This window comes from Ralstonia psammae (assembly GCF_958405935.1).
GTDB classification, from domain to species: domain Bacteria; phylum Pseudomonadota; class Gammaproteobacteria; order Burkholderiales; family Burkholderiaceae; genus Ralstonia; species Ralstonia psammae.
Map to the genome: position 1 here is coordinate 284,661 of NZ_CATZBU010000006.1, position 16,188 is coordinate 300,848.

The window sequence follows — 16,188 nt, forward strand, 5'->3', positions numbered from 1 at the left end:
GCCGGTCAGCGTCCACCCGAACAATCCAGTAGCGCCCCCGTCACGTACGACGCCGCATCGGAGAGCAACCAGACGATGGTCTCGGCCACTTCCTGCGGCGTGCCGGGCCGGCCGATCGGCGTGGCGCTGCCCAGGCGCTGCGCGCGATCGGGCTGGCCGCCCGAGGCGTGAATATCGGTCTCGATCAAACCGGGGCGCACGGCGTTGACGCGCACGCCATCGCGCCCCAGTTCACGCGCCAATCCCAACGTCATGGTGTCGACGGCCCCCTTGGAGGCAGCGTAGTCGACATATTCGTGCGGCGACCCCAGCCGCGACGCCGCCGACGACACGTTCACCACCGAACCGCCCACGCCGCCGCGCGACGTCGACAGGCGCCGCGCCGCCTCGCGCGCAACCAGAAAGGCGCCCAGCACATTGGTCTCGAACATCGTGCGCAGCCGGTACGTGCTCATGTCGGCAACGTCCTGCGCCTCGGCCACGATGCCGGCGTTGTTGACCACGCCATGCAGCGCACCAAAGCGCCCCACCGCTGCCTCGAATAACGCGATCACATCTTCGTCGTTCGACACATCGCCCTGCACCGCCAGCGCGTGGCCGCCGGCCTGTTCGATGAGCCCCACCGTCTCTTCCGCTGCCTGCCGGTTGCCGCGATATTGCAGCGCGACAGACCACCCGCGTTGCGCACACAGCACCGCCGTGGCGCGACCGATACCCCGGCCCCCGCCGGTAATGACGATGGTCTTGGACATGCCGATCTCCCGATATGTTGTTGTGTTCGCCATTGTGCCGAGACGCAGTCTTTTTGGCATCGAAGGATGTGTCCGAATCCGGCGAACCCATGCGACCCGACAGGGCTAGACTAGCTGCCAAGTTCCCCGCTCACCACCATGAATCTCGACCACAACGCCTGCTACCGCGCCGTGCAATCGCGCGACCGTCGCTTTGACGGGTGGTTCTTCGTCGGTGTGACTTCCACCCGCGTATATTGCCGCCCCGTTTGCGCGGTCCGCACGCCGCTGGAGAAGAATTGCCGCTTCTTCACCACGGCCGCCGCCGCCGAGCGCGCGGGCTTTCGGCCATGCCTGCGCTGCCGACCGGAACTGGCACCGGGGCACAGCCTGGCCGAGATGTCGTCGAGCCTCGCACGCGCCGCCGCCCGCATGATCGAGGAGGGCTTTCTGCAAGAGCACGACCTGGCCGCGCTGGCCGCAGCCGTGGGCGTGACCGACCGCCACCTGCGCCGCATCTTCCGCGCCGAGTTCGACGTCTCGCCCATCGAGTACGCGCAAACACAGCGCCTGCTGCTCGCCAAACAGCTGCTGACCGACACCGCCATGCCCGTCGGCGATGTCGCCTTTGCGGCCGGCTTCGGGAGCGTGCGGCGCTTGAACAGCGGCTTTACCGAGCACTACGGCTTTGCACCCACGCGCCTGCGCTCGCGCACGACGGCACCGTGCACCGAAGACGGCCCTACGCTTACGCTCGGTTACCGTCCGCCGTTTGCGTGGCAAGCGTTGCTCGAGTTTCTGCGCGCCCGGGCAGTCGATGGCGTCGAGGCGGTCGACGCCGACAGCTACGCACGCACGATCACCGTCGACTATGCCGGCGTGCGGCACGTCGGCTGGCTGCACGCGCGCAATGTGCCGCAACGCCATGCGGTGACGCTCACGCTGTCGCCCAGCCTGCTGCACGCCATGCCGCCCGTGCTGGCCCGCGCGCGGCGGCTGTTCGATCTCGATTGCCGGCCCGACCTGGTGGACGCGCACCTCGGCACGCTCGCTTCCGAAACCCCCGGCCTGCGCGTGCCGGGCGCCGTGGACGGCTTCGAAATTGCCGTGCGTGCCATCGCCGGGCAGGTCATTTCGCTGGTGCAGGCGCGACGCATTCTCGGGCGCATGACTGCCGTGTATGGCGTGCCGCTGCCGCAATCACGCGAAGGGCTGTCGATGGCATTCCCGAGCGCTGCTGCACTGGCGAACACCGATGCGCAAGCGCTGGCCGCGCAGACCGGGCTGCAAGCCAGCCGTGCCGCCGCCGTCGTCGAACTCGCCCGCGCCATCGATGGCGGGAGCCTGCGGCTCGAACCCCTGGTGCCGCTCGCGCCCACGCTGGCCGCCTTGCAAGCGCTGCCCGGCGTCGGCGAGTGGACAGCGCAATACGTTGCCATGCGCGCACTGGGCTGGCCAAACGCATTCCCACTGGGCGATTACGTCCTGCGCAAACGTCTCGCCGACGGCGACGGCGCGCTGCCCACACGCCGTGCCATGGTTGAGCGCGCCGAACCATGGGCCCCGTGGCGCGCGTATGCCGCCATGCATCTCTGGCACCGCGAAGAAGCGCTCACCCTGCCTGTATCGAGTTGACGCCATGACCCGTTGACGAATCGACCGCCATGTACCGCCACACCTTTGCCTGCCCGCTCGGCGATCTGCTGTTGACCGCCACAGACACCCACCTGACCGGCGCGTTCTTTCCCGGCCAGAAGACGATTCCCGTAAATGCCGCGCGCATGTCGCCAGGCGCAGACGTCCCGGTCATTCGCGAGGCACAGGCACAGTTCACCGCGTACTTTGCCGACAAGCTGCACGACTTCGATCTGCCGATGGCGCCCGAGGGCACGCCGTTCCAGCAAGACGTCTGGCGCCTGCTGTGCGACATCGCATTCGGCAGTCGCACCACCTACGGCCAGATCACCGCACGCCTGGGGCTCACGCGCGAACACGCACGCGCGGTGGGCACCGCCGTTGGCCGCAACCCGATCTCGATCGCCATCCCGTGCCACCGCGTGGTCGGCGCGGACGGCGCGCTTACGGGCTATGCCGGCGGCCTGCCACGCAAGGCCGCCCTGCTGCGGCTCGAGGGGCATCCAGCGCAGGTTGGCGAACGCCTGCCCATGCCCGACGACGACCGCCAAGGCACGCTGGCACTGCTGCCTACATAAAACGCAAATCGCGCGGACAATGCGCGCACACCACCCCACAACGATAACGAGACCCCGTCATGCGCCGCTCCGATGTGATCGAACTCCTCACCCTGGCTGCCCTATGGGGCGGCTCCTTCCTGTTCATGCGCGTGGCAGCGCCGCCCTTCGGGCCCGTGGCCCTCATTGCACTGCGGGTCGCGATCGCCTCATGCTTTCTCGTCCCGATGCTCACCTTGCGCGGCGGCATGGGCGCGCTGCGCACGCATTGGCCGCATCTGCTGGCCGTTGGCGTGCTGAACTCGGCCATCCCGTTCTGCCTGTTCGCCTACGCCGAACTCACCCTGACGGCGGGCTTCACCTCGGTGCTCAATGCCGCGGCCCCGTTGTTTGCGGCCATCGTCGCGTTCACGTGGCTGGGCGAGCGGATGTCGTCGCTGCGCGTGCTGGGACTGGCGATCGGCTTTATCGGCGTCATCGTGCTGGTGGGTGGGTCGTCTGTCATCGATGCCAAACAAGGCGGCGTGGCGGTGGCCGCGGCGCTGTCGGCCACCGTGCTGTACGGGGTGGCAAGCAGCTACACCAAGCGCTTCCTGACCGGCGTGCCGCCGCTGGCCGTGGCGACCGGCAGCCAATTGGGCGCCGCCATCGTGCTCGCACCGCTGGCCTACTGGCTGTGGCCCGCGCAAACGCCCACCGGCAGCGTGTGGCTGCACGTCATCGCCCTGGGCATCGCATGCACGGGCGTGGCCTACATCCTTTTCTTCCGCCTCGTCGCGCATGTGGGGCCGACGCGGGCGGTGTCGGTCACCTTCCTGATCCCGGTGTTCGGTGTGCTGTGGGGCATCCTGTTTCTGGGCGAACAGCTGACGCTCAACATGTTGATCGGCTGCGCGGTGATCCTGCTCGGTACGTCGCTGTCGACCGGCGTGTTCGCACCAGGCAGAAAAACCCATGCAAATGCGACGACCCCGGCAAAGTAGAAGGATTCGCTGCTGCATGCCGGCCGCTGAACGGTCCGGTGAGCGCCCCGGCAGGCCGGGCGTGCCCTGACCTGCTCAAAATCCGCTTGAAGCCTGCACTTAAATCCGCAGGTGAATCCATGGGCAATGCGGTTATGTCATCTCCGTCCTCGCATTGCGCAGGCGCCTCCCGCCAATTCGGGCTGTGCGAGAAAGTGTTGGCACCGCCACGATAAATCGGCGATTTGTAATGAATACCCTATCGATTCGGTGCCTCTGAAATTTATTCAATGGCCTCAGCATTGGCTCTGCGGCTAGATTTAAAAAAGCCGAAAAACTGAAGTAGATACCGGAAATATCGGCCAACGCGCACTCGATCTTAACGATCCGATAATCCGATTTGAGAAAATTGCATCATCGAAATTGGATATTCTCGCTTGTCGGGCAGATTTTCTTTGTTATGCTCGCCCTCGGTCGATAAGGGGCGTGCAAGGGAATGGCATATTTGCTGCAAAGCAGCCGAATTCCCAATTGCCGGCGGATTCTCCGCTGCACAGCCGACTACGCACGCTCCATCAAATACGTTGGATACGCGCATGCTGGACGTCTACCTGAATAAGCATCTGATCGGTCAGCTATCGTGCGGCCGCAGCGGTTGGGCGTTCGAATACGATGCTCGCTGGCAGACTTCGTCGCAGGGCTTTGATCTGAGTCCGCACCTGCCGCGCACCGCCGGCAATATCGCCGACACGGCAAAGGCCCAGCCGGTACGCCACTTCTTTGAATACCTGCTGCCGGAATCGGCACGCAGCACGCCCAAGGCTGCCGCCGCAGCGCTGGAGCATCTCGCGCAAGCGGCGCCGCATCTGGATGGCCCGCTGGCCTTGGTGCCCATCGGCCTCAAGCCATGCAGCGGCCGCGCCGATGGGCTCTCCGAACGCGATCTCGTGCTGCAGTTCCAGCAAACCATCGGGCGCCCGCCCCGCAGCACACCGCTGCATGTGGCTGAACCGCGCGCCAGCTACGGCACCGATGTTGCTGCGGCGCCCGAAGAAATCAGCCTGCCCTTCCTGGCCTCGAATGGCCTGCCGGTGTCGATGTGGCTCGGCCGGTTTTCTGCGCCGGCCAATGCCGCGCAATCGAGCCACTTCGTTCGATTGGATCTGGGCGAAGGCGCACACTTGCCGTACGCCACCATCAACCACTGCTGGGCCACGCTGTTGGGCCGCAGTATCGGCCTGGACACGCCGTTCATCGGTCTGCGTCAGTTTCCGGAAACCGCCGCCGTGGTGCAGCGTCTCGATCGCACCCTGCGCTGCAAGAGCGACGACACCGCGCTGGTGCAGGCCCGTTATGTCGTCTCGGCGGTGCAATTGCTGGGGCTCTCGCCCCAGCACCGCTTCCTGCCGATCACCGTCGAGCAAGTTGCGCAATGCGCGAGCCTCTGCGCAGACCCCGCTTCCGCCACGGCCGCGCTGTTCCGCTGGATGGTGTTCTGCCTGCTGATTGGCGGGCGCAATGCCTCGGCCGGCACACTGCATTTCCACATCGGTGCGGATGGCATCCGCCTCGCGGCGCACGACCATCTTTTCTGCGCGGCGGTCTACGCCAACGAATGGAATGCCGATGAACTGTCGCCGGACGCGCAAGCCCGCTATGACGCCATCGACCAGGACGCACTGCTCGCCCTGGCCGATCACCTCGGCTACGACGCCAGCCAAGCGCGCCGCGAGTTGCTGCGCTTGATCAGCATGCTCGCGCCGCAGTCGTCATTCGTGGCGACGCATCTGTCGCAGGCGCTTGGGCATTCGCCGACACGCGCGGCGGAGATCGACTTCCTCGCGCGTATCCACCGCCACGTGTCCGAGACGGCACGTCGGCTGGGCGGCAAGACCGCGGAAGTCTGAACCGGAAGCACGCGGCTGAAACCGCCAACAAACACCGGCGAAGCGGGTCTGGCAACACAGCACAACGCCAGGAAGGTCGACGGGTGGCGCTTAAAGCGCGGCCAGGCTGACCGTGCCGTAGCGGACGTAGCCGTGCGCGGCCAGCGTATCCATGGCCTCGGCTTCGGCCCGGGCGAATGTCAGCGCCAGGGTATCGGGGCTCCCCGCCCCGCTGGCGAAGGCCTGGTAGGCCGCGAACGCTTCGCGCGGCGACACACCACTGCGCTCAAGCACCCGCTGCGCGGCTTCCAGCGCCGCACGAATCGCCGTCTCCCCGGGCGGGGCATCGCGAAACGCTAGCTGTAGACAAGACGTCGTCGGATTCATCCGCGTTTCGATGTTCGATTCACTGGAACAGCACACCTGACCCAGTCTAGGAAAGCGCCTATCGAGTGCCAAGCGTGACGCTCGCTTCGGGGCGCATTTCCACCCGGCGCGAATGTCAGACCTGGGGATGCCCCCGGGTGCACATGCTGTGAATCACGTTGCATAATCGAATCGATTGACGAAGCAATGACTTTGTTGGCGCCACCACAACGACAGGAGACACCATGATCACGCCCCCCATCCGGTTGAAACGCACCGCGCTCGCTTGGCTGCTGGCCAGTGCAGCCGTGCCGGCGTTTGCACAGATTCCGTTCAGCCCGGGCGGTGCGCCATCCGCGCCTGCGCAAGCTGCGGCGGCCGCGGCCGGCGGGATCGACGTGGCGCAGATCAAACCGGCAGTGGACGCGGCGGTCAATGCTGAATATGGCCAGCTCGACTTGCTCTACAAAGACATCCACGCGCATCCGGAGCTGGCGTTCCAGGAAACGCGCACCGCGGCCAAGCTGGCCGAGCAGATGCGCAAGATCGGCTTTGACGTGACAGAGCACGTGGGCAAGACCGGCGTGGTGGCTGTCTACCGCAATGGCGCCGGCCCGACGATCCTGGTGCGCACCGAACTCGACGCGCTTCCGATGGAAGAGAAAACCGGCCTGCCTTACGCCAGTCACGTCCACACGAAATGGCGCGGCGAAGACGTGGGCGTGGCGCATAGCTGCGGGCACGACCTGCACATGGCGTCATGGGTCGGCACGGCCAAGACGCTGGTGTCGCTCAAGGACCGCTGGCACGGCACGCTGGTGTTCGTCGCGCAGCCGGCCGAAGAAACCGTATCGGGCGCGCAGAGCATGATCGACGACGGCTTCTTCAAGCGCTTCCCCAAGCCCGACTATGCGTTTGCGCTGCACACCGGCCCGGGGCCGTACGGTTCGATCGTCTTCAACAGCGGCCCGATCACGTCCAACTCCGACGGGCTGGAAATTACGTTCAAGGGCCGCGGCGGGCATGGCTCTGCGCCCGACAAGACCATCGACCCGGTGATGATGGCGGCGCGCTTCGTGGTCGACCTGCAAAGCGTGATCAGCCGCGAGAAAGATCCGCAGGAATTCGGCGTGGTGAGCATCGGCGCCATCCAGGGCGGCAGCGCCGAGAACATCATCCCGGACAGCGTGCTGCTGCGCGGCACGATCCGTTCGTACAAGCCAGCAGTGCGCCAGAAGATGCTCGACGGCATCCGCCGCACAGCCAAGGCCGTCACGGAGATGTCGGGCGCGCCGGACGCCGACATCAAGATCACCGAGGGCGGCAAGGCCGTCAACAACGACCCCACCGTGGTCGCGCGCACCGAGGCGATGTTCAAGACCGCCTTCGGCAACGACCGCGTACTGCGCGTGCCGCCGATCACCGCGAGCGAGGACTTCTCTGCGTTTGTTGACGCGGGCATCCCGTCAATGTTCTTCTTCATCGGCGTGAATGATCCGCAGACGTTTTTCGCCTCGCTCAAGCCGGGCGCCAAGCCGCTGCCGACCAACCATTCGCCGCTGTTCGCACCCGTGCCGGAACCGTCTATCAAGACGGGTGTGACCGCGATGTCGCTGGCAGTGCTCAATGCGCTGCAATGGAACAAGGCGTCGGGCCAATAAGCCGGCGTCGATGCGGGCGCGGCCGGCCCAGTTGTCTGGGGGGCCGCGCCTTTTGATTTCTCAGGAGGGGATTCCATGTTCAACCGTTTCATCCGCACCAGCGCGCTGCTGCTGTGCGCCTGCGCCGCGGCACCTGCCATGGCGCAAACCATGCCAGCCACCAACCGCCTCGACGAAATCATCGCGCGCGGCACGCTGCGCGTCGGCACCACCGGCGACTACAAGCCCTTCACCTACAAGAACCCCGCCGATGGCCGCTTCATCGGCCTGGACGTCGAGATGGGCGAACGTCTGGCCAAAGCGCTCGGGGTGAAGCTGGAAATCGTGCCGACCACATGGTCGACGCTGATGCAGGACTTTACGGCCGACCGCTACGACATCGCCATGAGTGGGGTGTCCGTCACGCTGGAGCGGCAGAAGAAGGCGTTCTATTCGATTCCGTATCAGCGCGATGGCAAGACGCCGATCACGCGCTGCGAGAACCAGGCGAAATATCAAACGCTGGCACAGATCGACCAGCCGAACGTGCGCGCGGTGGTCAACCCGGGCGGCACCAACGAGAAATTCGCGCGCGAGCACCTGAAGCAGGCGCAGATTCGCGTGTATCCGGACAACGTGACGATCTTCAACGAGATCGTCGCCGGCCGTGCAGACCTGATGATGACCGACGCGGTGGAAACCAAGCTGCAGCAGAAACTGCACCCAGAACTGTGCGCCGTGCACCCAGAAGCGCCGTTCGATTTCTCTGAGAAGGCCTACCTGCTGCCGCGCGACGTGGTGTTCAAGAACTTCGTCGACCAGTGGCTGCGGCAGACCACGGAGAGCGGTGAATTCGCCAAGCGCTTTGATGCGTGGCTGGCATATCCGTGGAATACGGCAGCCAAGTAAGCAGGGCTACGCTTGTGCGGTGCGCCTGGCTGCGCCGCCCATCAGCAGCACGAGGCACACGCCGTTAAGCAGCGAGCCGAGCAGCCAGACCGTGCCGGACCAGACCGGCGCGGTCATCGCAAACACCGCTGTGGCAGCCAGCGGCCCGATCATGGCGGCCACGCTGGCGAGGCTGGCCAGCGCGCCCTGCAACTCGCCCTGCTCATGCTCGCCCACGTGGCGCGAGAGCATTGCCTGCAGCGCGGGCATGCCGATCTCGGCCATGCACAGCAGCACCATGGTGGGATAAACCATCCAGCCGGCGCTGATCCAGGCCATGGCCGCAAAGCCGGCCACATCCATCATCACGCTCAGCACCACGGCGCGGCGCTCGCCCAGCGCGCGGGAAATCGGCCCGGTCAGCAAGGCCTGCGCGAGCGCATGCATCAACCCATACGCCGCCAATGACAAGCCGGCAGCACGCGTGTCCCAACCGAAATGCGCCTCGCCGTGGATGACCCACAGCGTTTGCGGAATCTGCCCGACGATTTCGATGATCGCCAGCACAGCCAGCAACGGCAACAGCGTCGGCACACGCGCCACGCGACGCAACGACTGCACCGGCAGCAGCGCACGCCAGGCAAACGGCGGACGTTCAGCGCTGCGCGACTCAGGCAACGCGAAGCACGCAACCAAGAAGTTGACGCCATTGAGCGCCGCCGCCAGCAGGAACGGCGCGCGCAGCCACCAGTCACCCAGCAGCCCGCCCAAAGCCGGCCCCGCGATGAACCCCAGGCCGAAGCACGCGTTCATCAGCCCGTAACGGCGCGCGCGATCGGCCGGCGCGGTGATGTCGGCGACGTACGCCGTGGCCACCGCATAGTTGGCGCCGGTAATGCCCGCCACCACGCGGCCGACGTACAGCACCCACGCGTGCGGCGACAGCGCCATGACGAGGTAGTCCACCGCCGCGCCCGCCAACGACACCAGCAGCACCGGCCGGCGCCCGTAACGATCCGCCAGCGCGCCCAGGATCGGCGCAAAGACAAATTGCATCGCCGCGTACGCCGCGATCAGCAAACCGAATTCGAATGCGATATCGCCCGTGTGATCCAGCTCGCGCAGCAGGCTCGGCAGGATGGGCAGGATCAGCCCGACACCCATGGCATCGAGCGTCAGTGTGAAGAGGATGACGGCAAAGGCAGGCATGCGAATGCGCCGCGAGCCCATTGGCCGGCGGCGCTTCGAAAACAGGAAGCCGAGATGATGCCGTGGAAGCGCGCCTTGCAGGGTTGCGCTGCGCTCAGGCGAAAGCCACCGGCAAGCTTGGCGCCGCTAGCCAAACCGAATGAAGCAGTCCTGGCCAGGTGTGCGGGCGCAGACAGGGCTTGAGCACCAGGTTGTGGTCACTGCAGGCACCAGGACGACACCAGGAAGGTTTTGTGAGTGGCGCTCAGTGAAGGCAGGCCGGATCGCCGTGTTGCAGGGCCAGCGCGTCGCGCAGCAGCGCTTCGGTCATGTCGCGGCCCAGGAGGGCCGGATCGAAGCGCGCTGAGAAGCGCGTCGAGCACGACTCCACTTGCAGCACGACCTGCCCCGGGGGCAGCAGTTCGATGTCGACGTGGATAACCTCGTCGTCTTCGGTAAAGGAGTGCAGCAGCGTGAGCGCGCGGTAGCCGTCGGCGCGTTCCACGGCGGCTTCCGTCCAGGACGGCGCCAGCAGCGCGCAATTGACCAGCGTTTCGGGGTCGTCGGGGCGATACAGGTGCAGACCCATCATGGTCGAGGCGGCATCGGCCACGCCGGCCCATTCGGCCGCCGGAATCAGGTCACCCAGCAGGCGGATGTCGTCGACACCGGCGTCGGTCTGCACAAAGGCGGCGCCCAGGAAGAACGCTGTCTCGTCGCGGAAACCGCCCGCCACGGTGTTGCGCCACAGGCGGTGGCTGCTCTTGCTGCCGAGCGCCACTTGCGATAGCACCTTGGCCGCACGCGCGCCGTCGGCACCCGACCACTGATCCACCGCGCCGTGCGAGAACAGGCGATCGGCCATCACCAGACCCACGCCTTCGGGCAGCACGCGCTCTTTCAGCCAGTTGGCCAGGACGTGCACACCGCTGAACGGCATGTCCGGACGCCCGATCGCATGTGCGCGCACGCGGCCGTTTTCCGGCACGTGGAACGGCATGGCAAACAGCCTCGCTTGGTAAGCGACGCCGTCAATCTCGAAACGGGCGATGGAAGCGGTGGTAATGGACATGATGATCTTCCTGCTGCAAGGGGCGGAAAACGCCGCCCGTACCTGCATCAACGACCATCCACGCCGAATGTTTAGCCGCCCCATGGCCGGCTGAGGGGAGGGGAATCCCCATACCTGTAATGCAACGCAACAATCGGGACGCTTCGAGGCAGGAATTTTTTGCCGCGCCCGCCGTCACACCTTCGCATTAAGGGTTATCCCGCATCTCACATTTTCATTTCAATTCAATGACTTGTGTGCAGTTTGCGGTGCTGGGAGGGCCACAATTGTTCTTCTTTTTTGAACAAAGAGTTTAATAGAACTGCTTTTTTACCCTCCGAGCAACGACTAAGCTTATGCCATCGCGTTACCGCACCGCAGCGCAACTGCCCTGCGGCAATGCTCACCCCCCTGTTGTGGAGTCCATCATGAAGACCAAGAACCTGATTCTCGCCTCGCTGATCGCTGTTGCCGCTGTTCCCGCCTTCGCTGCCGGCGTTCAAGGCAAAGAGCCGTACACCAACGGCCAAGCCGTGACCAAGGCTGATCCTTACACCGACGGTGCCCGCAAGGCGGACGTCTATACCGACGGCGCCGTGCGCAAGGCCGACCCGTACACCGACGGCGCGCTGCGCAAGGCTGATCCGTACACCGACGGCGCCCTGGTCGGCAAGGCTGACCCGTTCAGCGACGGCCAATAAGTCGTCAATCTGCTGTCCGTATCACCCGTATCACTCTCCCTCCCCGATGTCGGGTGCCCCAGTTGGCACCGGCACCGGCTTACCGAGGCGGCCTTATGGCCGCTTTTTTTTTCGCTTACCCCCGCAGGCTTCACATTGCGAGCCCGGACTTTTCCCCCCTCAAGCCTCGGGGCGTCCGTCCGATAGAAGAGAATGCATCCATTGGCGGGCAGCCTTCCATTGGCCCCGTTGCGCAAAAACGTGCTTCGCCACGGACTGATCTCTGAACATCAACATGCGCAAGCGCATCGCCATCGAACACCTGCGGGTGGGCATGTACCTCGACGAATTTGTCGGCTCGTGGCTGGAACACCCGTTCTGGCGGGCCCGCTTTCGCGTGGAGGATGCCGCCCAGCTACAACGCCTGCGTGCCAGCGGCGTGCGTGAGGTGTGGATCGACATCACGCGCGGCACCGACGTGGCCGCCGCCAATGCGGCAGCTTCGGCGCCCGAAGTCTCCTCGCCGCCCGCCTGCCCTGCCGACGCCGGCATCGCACCCCGCCCCATCACGTATGCGGAAGAAATGCGCCGCGCTGCTCGCCTCATCAGCAAGGCCGAGGTGGCCGTGCAGGCCATGTTTGCCGATGCGCGCATGGGCCGCACGATCGAGGCGCGCGACGCACTGCCGTTGGTGGAAGCCATTTCAGGATCGGTCGACCGGCACCCCAGCGCGCTGACAAGCCTCGTGCGCCTGAAAGCGAAAGACCGTTACACCTTCCTGCATTCTGTGGCCGTCTGCGCGCTGATGGTGTCGCTGGGCCGTCAGTTGGGGCTGTCCGACGACGAAGTCCGTGACGCTGGTCTGGCCGGCCTGCTGCATGACATCGGCAAGATCGCGATTCCGCCCGAGGTGTTGAACAAACCCGGCGCCCTGACTGACGCCGAGTTCCGCCACGTCATCGTCCACCCGCAGGCAGGCCACGACATCCTGGCCGGCGACAGCGGCATGCGCGACATCGCGCTCGACGTCTGCCTGCACCACCACGAGCGCATGGACGGTACGGGCTATCCGCACAAGCTGGCTGGCGAAGGCATCTCGCTGTTTGCGCGCATGGGCGCCATCTGCGATGTGTACGATGCGGTCACGTCCGACCGCCCTTACAAGAAAGCTTGGGAAGCCGCCTACGCGGTACAACGCATGGTCGAATGGCGCGGCAACCATTTCGACCCGATGGTGTTCAACGCCTTCGTCAAAAGCGTGGGCATCTATCCGGTGGGCTCGCTGGTCCGGCTGCGCTCGGGCCGGCTGGCGGTGGTCATGCAGCACGCGCCGGGCGCGTTGCTCACGCCCACGGTCAAGGTATTCTTCTCCATATCGTCGGGCACGCGGGTTGCGCCCGAACTCATCGACCTGGCGCACACCGGCGACCAGATCGTCTCGCGAGAAGAACCCCGCGACTGGGGCCTGACCGACCTCAACGAACTTTGGATACACGGCGACTGACCCGTAGTCCCTTTCTGCGGCGCTTGCTGACATGGCTGGCGCTGGGCTCGCTGGTGTGCAGCGCATCGGCCTTCGCCGAAGGACCACTGCGCGTCGGCTCCAAACGCTTCACCGAGTCGTACGTGCTGGGCGAAATCCTCACGCAGACGGCAAGCCCGCACGGCCCCGCCGAACACGTACCGGGCCTGGGCAACACCGCCATCGTCTTCGCCGCGCTCAAGAACGGCAGCATCGACGTCTACCCGGATTACCTCGGCACCATCGCCGCCGAGATCCTGCACCTGCCGGCCGAACAGGCTGCCAACCCCGATCAAGCCGCGCTGCTCGCCGAGGTCAACCGTGGCCTCGCGCCCATGGGCCTGGCGGCCGGCGTGCCGCTCGGCTTTGAAGACACTTACGCGCTTGCCATGCGCGAGGCCGGTGCCGAGCGCGAACACATCCGCACGCTGGCCGATCTGACTACCCACCCGACGCTGCGGCTTGGCCTGTCGCATGAATTTCTCGGCCGCGTCGATGGCTGGCCGGCGATTGCGCAGCACTACAGGCTACCGCAACGTCCGATCGGCCTCGACCACGGCGTCGCCTACGACGCGCTGCGCGCCAGCCAGGTCGACGTGATCGACATCTACTCCACCGACGCGAAGATCCGCCGCGAACATCTGCGTGTGCTCGACGACTCTGCGCACGTCTTCCCGCACTACGACGCCGTGCTGCTCTACCGCGCCGACGTTGCGCATCGGCATCCGGCACAGTGGCAGGCCATCAACACACTTGCCGGACGCATCCAGCGCGAAGACATGGTGGCGATGAATGCCGCGGTCGAACTCGAAGGCCAATCGTTCTCGCAAGCCGCGCGGCAGTTTCTCGCTGGACATGGCAATGCGCCGGCCGCTGCACCGGCGCGCGCGTTCTTCACCCGACTGACGGACGGCCTGGGGCGGCTCACGCAACGGCATCTCATGCTGGTGGGCATTTCCACCGGCGTTGCGGTGCTGCTCGGCGTGCCGCTGGGTCTCTTGGCCGCACGTCATCGGATCAAACAGCCGATCCTTGCAATCGTGGGCGTGCTGCAGACGATTCCGTCGCTGGCGCTGCTGGCAATGCTCATCCCCCTTGTCGGATCGATCGGGGTGGTGCCGGCGCTGATTGCGCTGGCGGTGTATGCGCTGCTGCCCATCGTGCGCAACACCATCGTCGGACTGGAACAGGTGCCCGGCGGCCTGCGCGATGCGGCATTGGCACTGGGGTTCACGCCGTCGCAACGCACGCGCGTGGTGGATCTGCCGCTGGCGCTGCCGGTCATCCTCGCCGGCGTCAAAACCGCCGCAGTCATCAGCGTGGGCACGGCCACGATCGCCGCGTTCATCGGCGCCGGTGGCTATGGCGAGCGCATCGCCACCGGACTCGCGCTCAACGACAGCGCAACGTTGCTCGCAGGCGCCATCCCTGCAGCGGTGCTGGCGCTGCTCGTACAGGGCGCGTTCGAGCTGGTCGAATGGTGGCTGCGCCGGCACAGCGGCGGCACCCCACCGCGCTAACGAGCGCGCGGGCGGGCGTTCCATTACCATCGCGGTCATTCCAGCCGCCCCGCACGCCCTGCTTATGACCACGCTCCCGTTTTCCACCGCCCTGCTCGTCGCCGCGGCCGGCGTCTATGCCGGCGCCCAGAATGCACTCGCGGGCGGCGGGTCGTTCATCACGTTTCCGGCCCTGCTGCTGGCGGGGCTCAACCCGCTGGGCGCCAACATGACCTCGACGATCGCGCTGTTCCCCAGCCAGATCACCTCGTCGATTGCCGGGCGCAAACTGGCCGGCGGCGTCGATGCTGGCGAGCATCACCTCTCGCTCAAGCAGCTTATTGTCATCAGCCTGGTGGGCGGCGTGCTGGGCGCGCTGTTGCTGCTGGCGACACCGCCGTCGTTCTTTGCCAAGCTGGTGCCGTATCTCGTGCTGTTTGCGACCAGCGTGTTTGCGTGGGGCAGCTTCCGCCGCAAACCGCTGCACGCGGCATCCGGCATGTCGACCACCGCGCTGGCGACCGCGCAGTTTGCGATTGCCATTTACGGCGGCTACTTCGGCGGCGGGATCGGCTTCCTGATGCTCGCGGCGCTGACTGTTGCCGGTCAGCAGGTACGCATGGCAGGCGCGACCAAGAACGTGCTCGCCATGACGATGAACGCCTCCGCGGTGGCGGTGTTTGCGTTCTCGCCGCAGGTGAACTGGGCGGCTGTGGTGGCGCTGGGCATCGGCGGCATCGCAGGCGGCTTTGCCGGCGCGTGGCTGCTGCACCGGCTACCGGAAAAGGTGCTGCGCGGCTTCGTCGTCATCGTCGGGATCGTCCTGACAGTCTGGCTGTTCATGCGTGGCTGAACGCCGCGTCCGACTCTGGCTTGACAGCGTTTGTCCGACAGACGGTTCAGTCAACGCCTACTGTCTGCCGGGTTGCCGCCTTCCTATTGTGACGTTCGGGACGCGCGCCAGGATGGCACGCCGCATGCGTGTCATGGAGCCCGCCCCGTTTCACAACAAGGAGAACGAGCATGCAAGCACGCAAGATGTCGAGTCTGGCCGCAGCAATCGGCCTGGTGGCCGCTTGTGCTTGGATCGGCGCGGCGCCCGCGCAGGCCCAGCAGAAGGATCACAGCGCTGTGACGGGCGTCGACAGCCAAATGGAAGGCCCGCGCACCCAGGTTCAGCGCAACGCCGATGCCGCTGCCAACCCCGGCTATCACAACAAGGCCACCGGCGCGCAGCCCGAAGCCGCGCCCGGCACGCTCAAGCAGAAAGTCCATCGGGCGCATGTGAAAACCGACAAGTGGGTCGACAAGCACGTCACGCACCGCCATGGCAAGGGCAAGGCGACTGCGGAATCGTCGTCGGACCGCGCATTCTGGTCACGTCGCGCCAGCCAGTGCGATTCGCTGGTGGGTGAAGCCCAGCGCGTCTGCCGCGAACGCCGTTCTGAAGCCGCCGGCAACATGCAGTAACAGCATCAGCCCATGAAAAAAAGGTTCATCGAGTAATACCGGGGAACGCGGCGCGGATCTTGAGGAAGAAGTATTCCTCATCGCGGTACCCATAAGCCCGACGTTTGATGACC

Annotated in this window: 15 protein-coding genes; 11 read left to right on the forward strand and 4 right to left on the reverse strand. The window is 65.7% G+C overall.

Going from position 1 to position 16,188, the window contains the following annotated elements; genetic code table 11:
- Positions 1-5 precede the first annotated feature (5 nt).
- Complete coding sequence (locus tag R2N16_RS15215; protein ID WP_316666569.1) at positions 6-752, reverse strand: SDR family oxidoreductase; 747 nt, start codon at positions 750-752, stop codon at positions 6-8.
- Positions 753-890: 138 nt separating this feature from the next.
- On the opposite strand from R2N16_RS15215, the gene R2N16_RS15220 reads away from it, so the two are divergent.
- From R2N16_RS15220 to R2N16_RS15235, 4 genes are all read left to right on the forward strand, one after another.
- Positions 891-2,366 (forward strand): AlkA N-terminal domain-containing protein, encoded by a 1,476-nt coding sequence (locus R2N16_RS15220; RefSeq protein WP_316666570.1) that lies wholly within the window; start codon positions 891-893, stop codon positions 2,364-2,366.
- Between the two features lie 29 nt (positions 2,367-2,395).
- The gene (locus R2N16_RS15225; RefSeq protein WP_316666571.1) at positions 2,396-2,944 is read left to right on the forward strand and encodes a methylated-DNA--[protein]-cysteine S-methyltransferase; all 549 of its coding nucleotides are present in this window, start codon (positions 2,396-2,398) and stop codon (positions 2,942-2,944) included.
- Between the two features lie 59 nt (positions 2,945-3,003).
- A complete protein-coding gene (locus tag R2N16_RS15230; RefSeq protein ID WP_316666572.1) occupies positions 3,004-3,906 on the forward strand; it encodes a DMT family transporter in 903 nt (300 codons plus the stop codon).
- 575 nt (positions 3,907-4,481) lie between these two features.
- Positions 4,482-5,792 (forward strand): HipA N-terminal domain-containing protein, encoded by a 1,311-nt coding sequence (locus R2N16_RS15235; protein WP_316666573.1) that lies wholly within the window; start codon positions 4,482-4,484, stop codon positions 5,790-5,792.
- 90 nt (positions 5,793-5,882) lie between these two features.
- Here R2N16_RS15235 and R2N16_RS15240 read toward each other — a convergent pair whose 3' ends face one another.
- Positions 5,883-6,158: a hypothetical protein gene (locus R2N16_RS15240; RefSeq protein ID WP_316666574.1), complete on the reverse strand. Its 276-nt coding sequence runs from the start codon at positions 6,156-6,158 to the stop codon at positions 5,883-5,885.
- A gap of 224 nt (positions 6,159-6,382) precedes the next feature.
- Between R2N16_RS15240 and R2N16_RS15245 the strand changes: the two genes are divergently transcribed.
- A complete protein-coding gene (locus R2N16_RS15245; protein ID WP_316666575.1) occupies positions 6,383-7,798 on the forward strand; it encodes a M20 family metallopeptidase in 1,416 nt (471 codons plus the stop codon).
- A 75-nt stretch (positions 7,799-7,873) separates the two neighbouring features.
- Entirely contained in the window at positions 7,874-8,686 is an 813-nt protein-coding gene (locus R2N16_RS15250; RefSeq protein WP_316666576.1) for a transporter substrate-binding domain-containing protein, read from the forward strand.
- Between the two features lie 6 nt (positions 8,687-8,692).
- On the opposite strand, the gene tet is transcribed toward R2N16_RS15250, so the two are convergent.
- Both tet and R2N16_RS15260 read right to left on the reverse strand, forming a co-directional pair.
- Positions 8,693-9,874 carry a Tet(A)/Tet(B)/Tet(C) family tetracycline efflux MFS transporter gene (gene tet, locus R2N16_RS15255; RefSeq protein WP_316666577.1) on the reverse strand — a complete coding sequence of 394 codons (1,182 nt, stop codon included), beginning with the start codon at positions 9,872-9,874 and terminating at the stop codon, positions 8,693-8,695.
- 244 nt (positions 9,875-10,118) lie between these two features.
- Complete coding sequence (locus tag R2N16_RS15260) at positions 10,119-10,925, reverse strand: hypothetical protein (protein WP_316666578.1); 807 nt, start codon at positions 10,923-10,925, stop codon at positions 10,119-10,121.
- A gap of 407 nt (positions 10,926-11,332) precedes the next feature.
- Here R2N16_RS15260 and R2N16_RS15265 point away from each other — a divergent pair, with 407 nt between their 5' ends.
- The 5 genes from R2N16_RS15265 (at position 11,333) to R2N16_RS15285 (ending at position 16,075) form a co-directional block, all read left to right on the forward strand.
- Positions 11,333-11,605, forward strand: a complete 273-nt coding sequence (locus tag R2N16_RS15265; RefSeq protein ID WP_316666579.1) for a hypothetical protein — start codon at positions 11,333-11,335, stop codon at positions 11,603-11,605.
- A gap of 274 nt (positions 11,606-11,879) precedes the next feature.
- Positions 11,880-13,088 carry an HD-GYP domain-containing protein gene (locus R2N16_RS15270; protein WP_316666580.1) on the forward strand — a complete coding sequence of 403 codons (1,209 nt, stop codon included), beginning with the start codon at positions 11,880-11,882 and terminating at the stop codon, positions 13,086-13,088.
- Positions 13,070-14,626, forward strand: coding sequence for an ABC transporter permease/substrate-binding protein (locus R2N16_RS15275; RefSeq protein WP_316666581.1), 1,557 nt, complete (start codon positions 13,070-13,072; stop codon positions 14,624-14,626). The genes R2N16_RS15270 and R2N16_RS15275 overlap by 19 nt, the downstream gene beginning before the upstream one ends.
- A gap of 64 nt (positions 14,627-14,690) precedes the next feature.
- Entirely contained in the window at positions 14,691-15,458 is a 768-nt protein-coding gene (locus R2N16_RS15280) for a sulfite exporter TauE/SafE family protein (RefSeq protein ID WP_316666582.1), read from the forward strand.
- Positions 15,459-15,628: 170 nt separating this feature from the next.
- On the forward strand, positions 15,629-16,075 hold the full coding sequence (locus tag R2N16_RS15285) for a hypothetical protein (protein ID WP_316666583.1): 447 nt from the start codon (positions 15,629-15,631) through the stop codon (positions 16,073-16,075).
- The last annotated feature ends 113 nt before the right edge of the window (positions 16,076-16,188 follow it).

Excerpts from the sequence above, each read along its gene's own strand:
- R2N16_RS15215 (WP_316666569.1), bottom strand. The coding sequence starts at position 752 with ATGTCCAAGACCATCGTCATTACCGGCGGGGGCCGGGGTATCGGTCGC.
- R2N16_RS15220 (WP_316666570.1), top strand. The coding sequence starts at position 891 with ATGAATCTCGACCACAACGCCTGCTACCGCGCCGTGCAATCGCGCGAC.
- R2N16_RS15225 (WP_316666571.1), top strand. The coding sequence starts at position 2,396 with ATGTACCGCCACACCTTTGCCTGCCCGCTCGGCGATCTGCTGTTGACC.
- R2N16_RS15230 (WP_316666572.1), top strand. The coding sequence starts at position 3,004 with ATGCGCCGCTCCGATGTGATCGAACTCCTCACCCTGGCTGCCCTATGG.
- R2N16_RS15235 (WP_316666573.1), top strand. The coding sequence starts at position 4,482 with ATGCTGGACGTCTACCTGAATAAGCATCTGATCGGTCAGCTATCGTGC.
- R2N16_RS15240 (WP_316666574.1), bottom strand. The coding sequence starts at position 6,158 with ATGAATCCGACGACGTCTTGTCTACAGCTAGCGTTTCGCGATGCCCCG.
- R2N16_RS15245 (WP_316666575.1), top strand. The coding sequence starts at position 6,383 with ATGATCACGCCCCCCATCCGGTTGAAACGCACCGCGCTCGCTTGGCTG.
- R2N16_RS15250 (WP_316666576.1), top strand. The coding sequence starts at position 7,874 with ATGTTCAACCGTTTCATCCGCACCAGCGCGCTGCTGCTGTGCGCCTGC.
- tet (WP_316666577.1), bottom strand. The coding sequence starts at position 9,874 with ATGCCTGCCTTTGCCGTCATCCTCTTCACACTGACGCTCGATGCCATG.
- R2N16_RS15260 (WP_316666578.1), bottom strand. The coding sequence starts at position 10,925 with ATGTCCATTACCACCGCTTCCATCGCCCGTTTCGAGATTGACGGCGTC.
- R2N16_RS15265 (WP_316666579.1), top strand. The coding sequence starts at position 11,333 with ATGAAGACCAAGAACCTGATTCTCGCCTCGCTGATCGCTGTTGCCGCT.
- R2N16_RS15270 (WP_316666580.1), top strand. The coding sequence starts at position 11,880 with ATGCGCAAGCGCATCGCCATCGAACACCTGCGGGTGGGCATGTACCTC.
- R2N16_RS15280 (WP_316666582.1), top strand. The coding sequence starts at position 14,691 with ATGACCACGCTCCCGTTTTCCACCGCCCTGCTCGTCGCCGCGGCCGGC.
- R2N16_RS15285 (WP_316666583.1), top strand. The coding sequence starts at position 15,629 with ATGCAAGCACGCAAGATGTCGAGTCTGGCCGCAGCAATCGGCCTGGTG.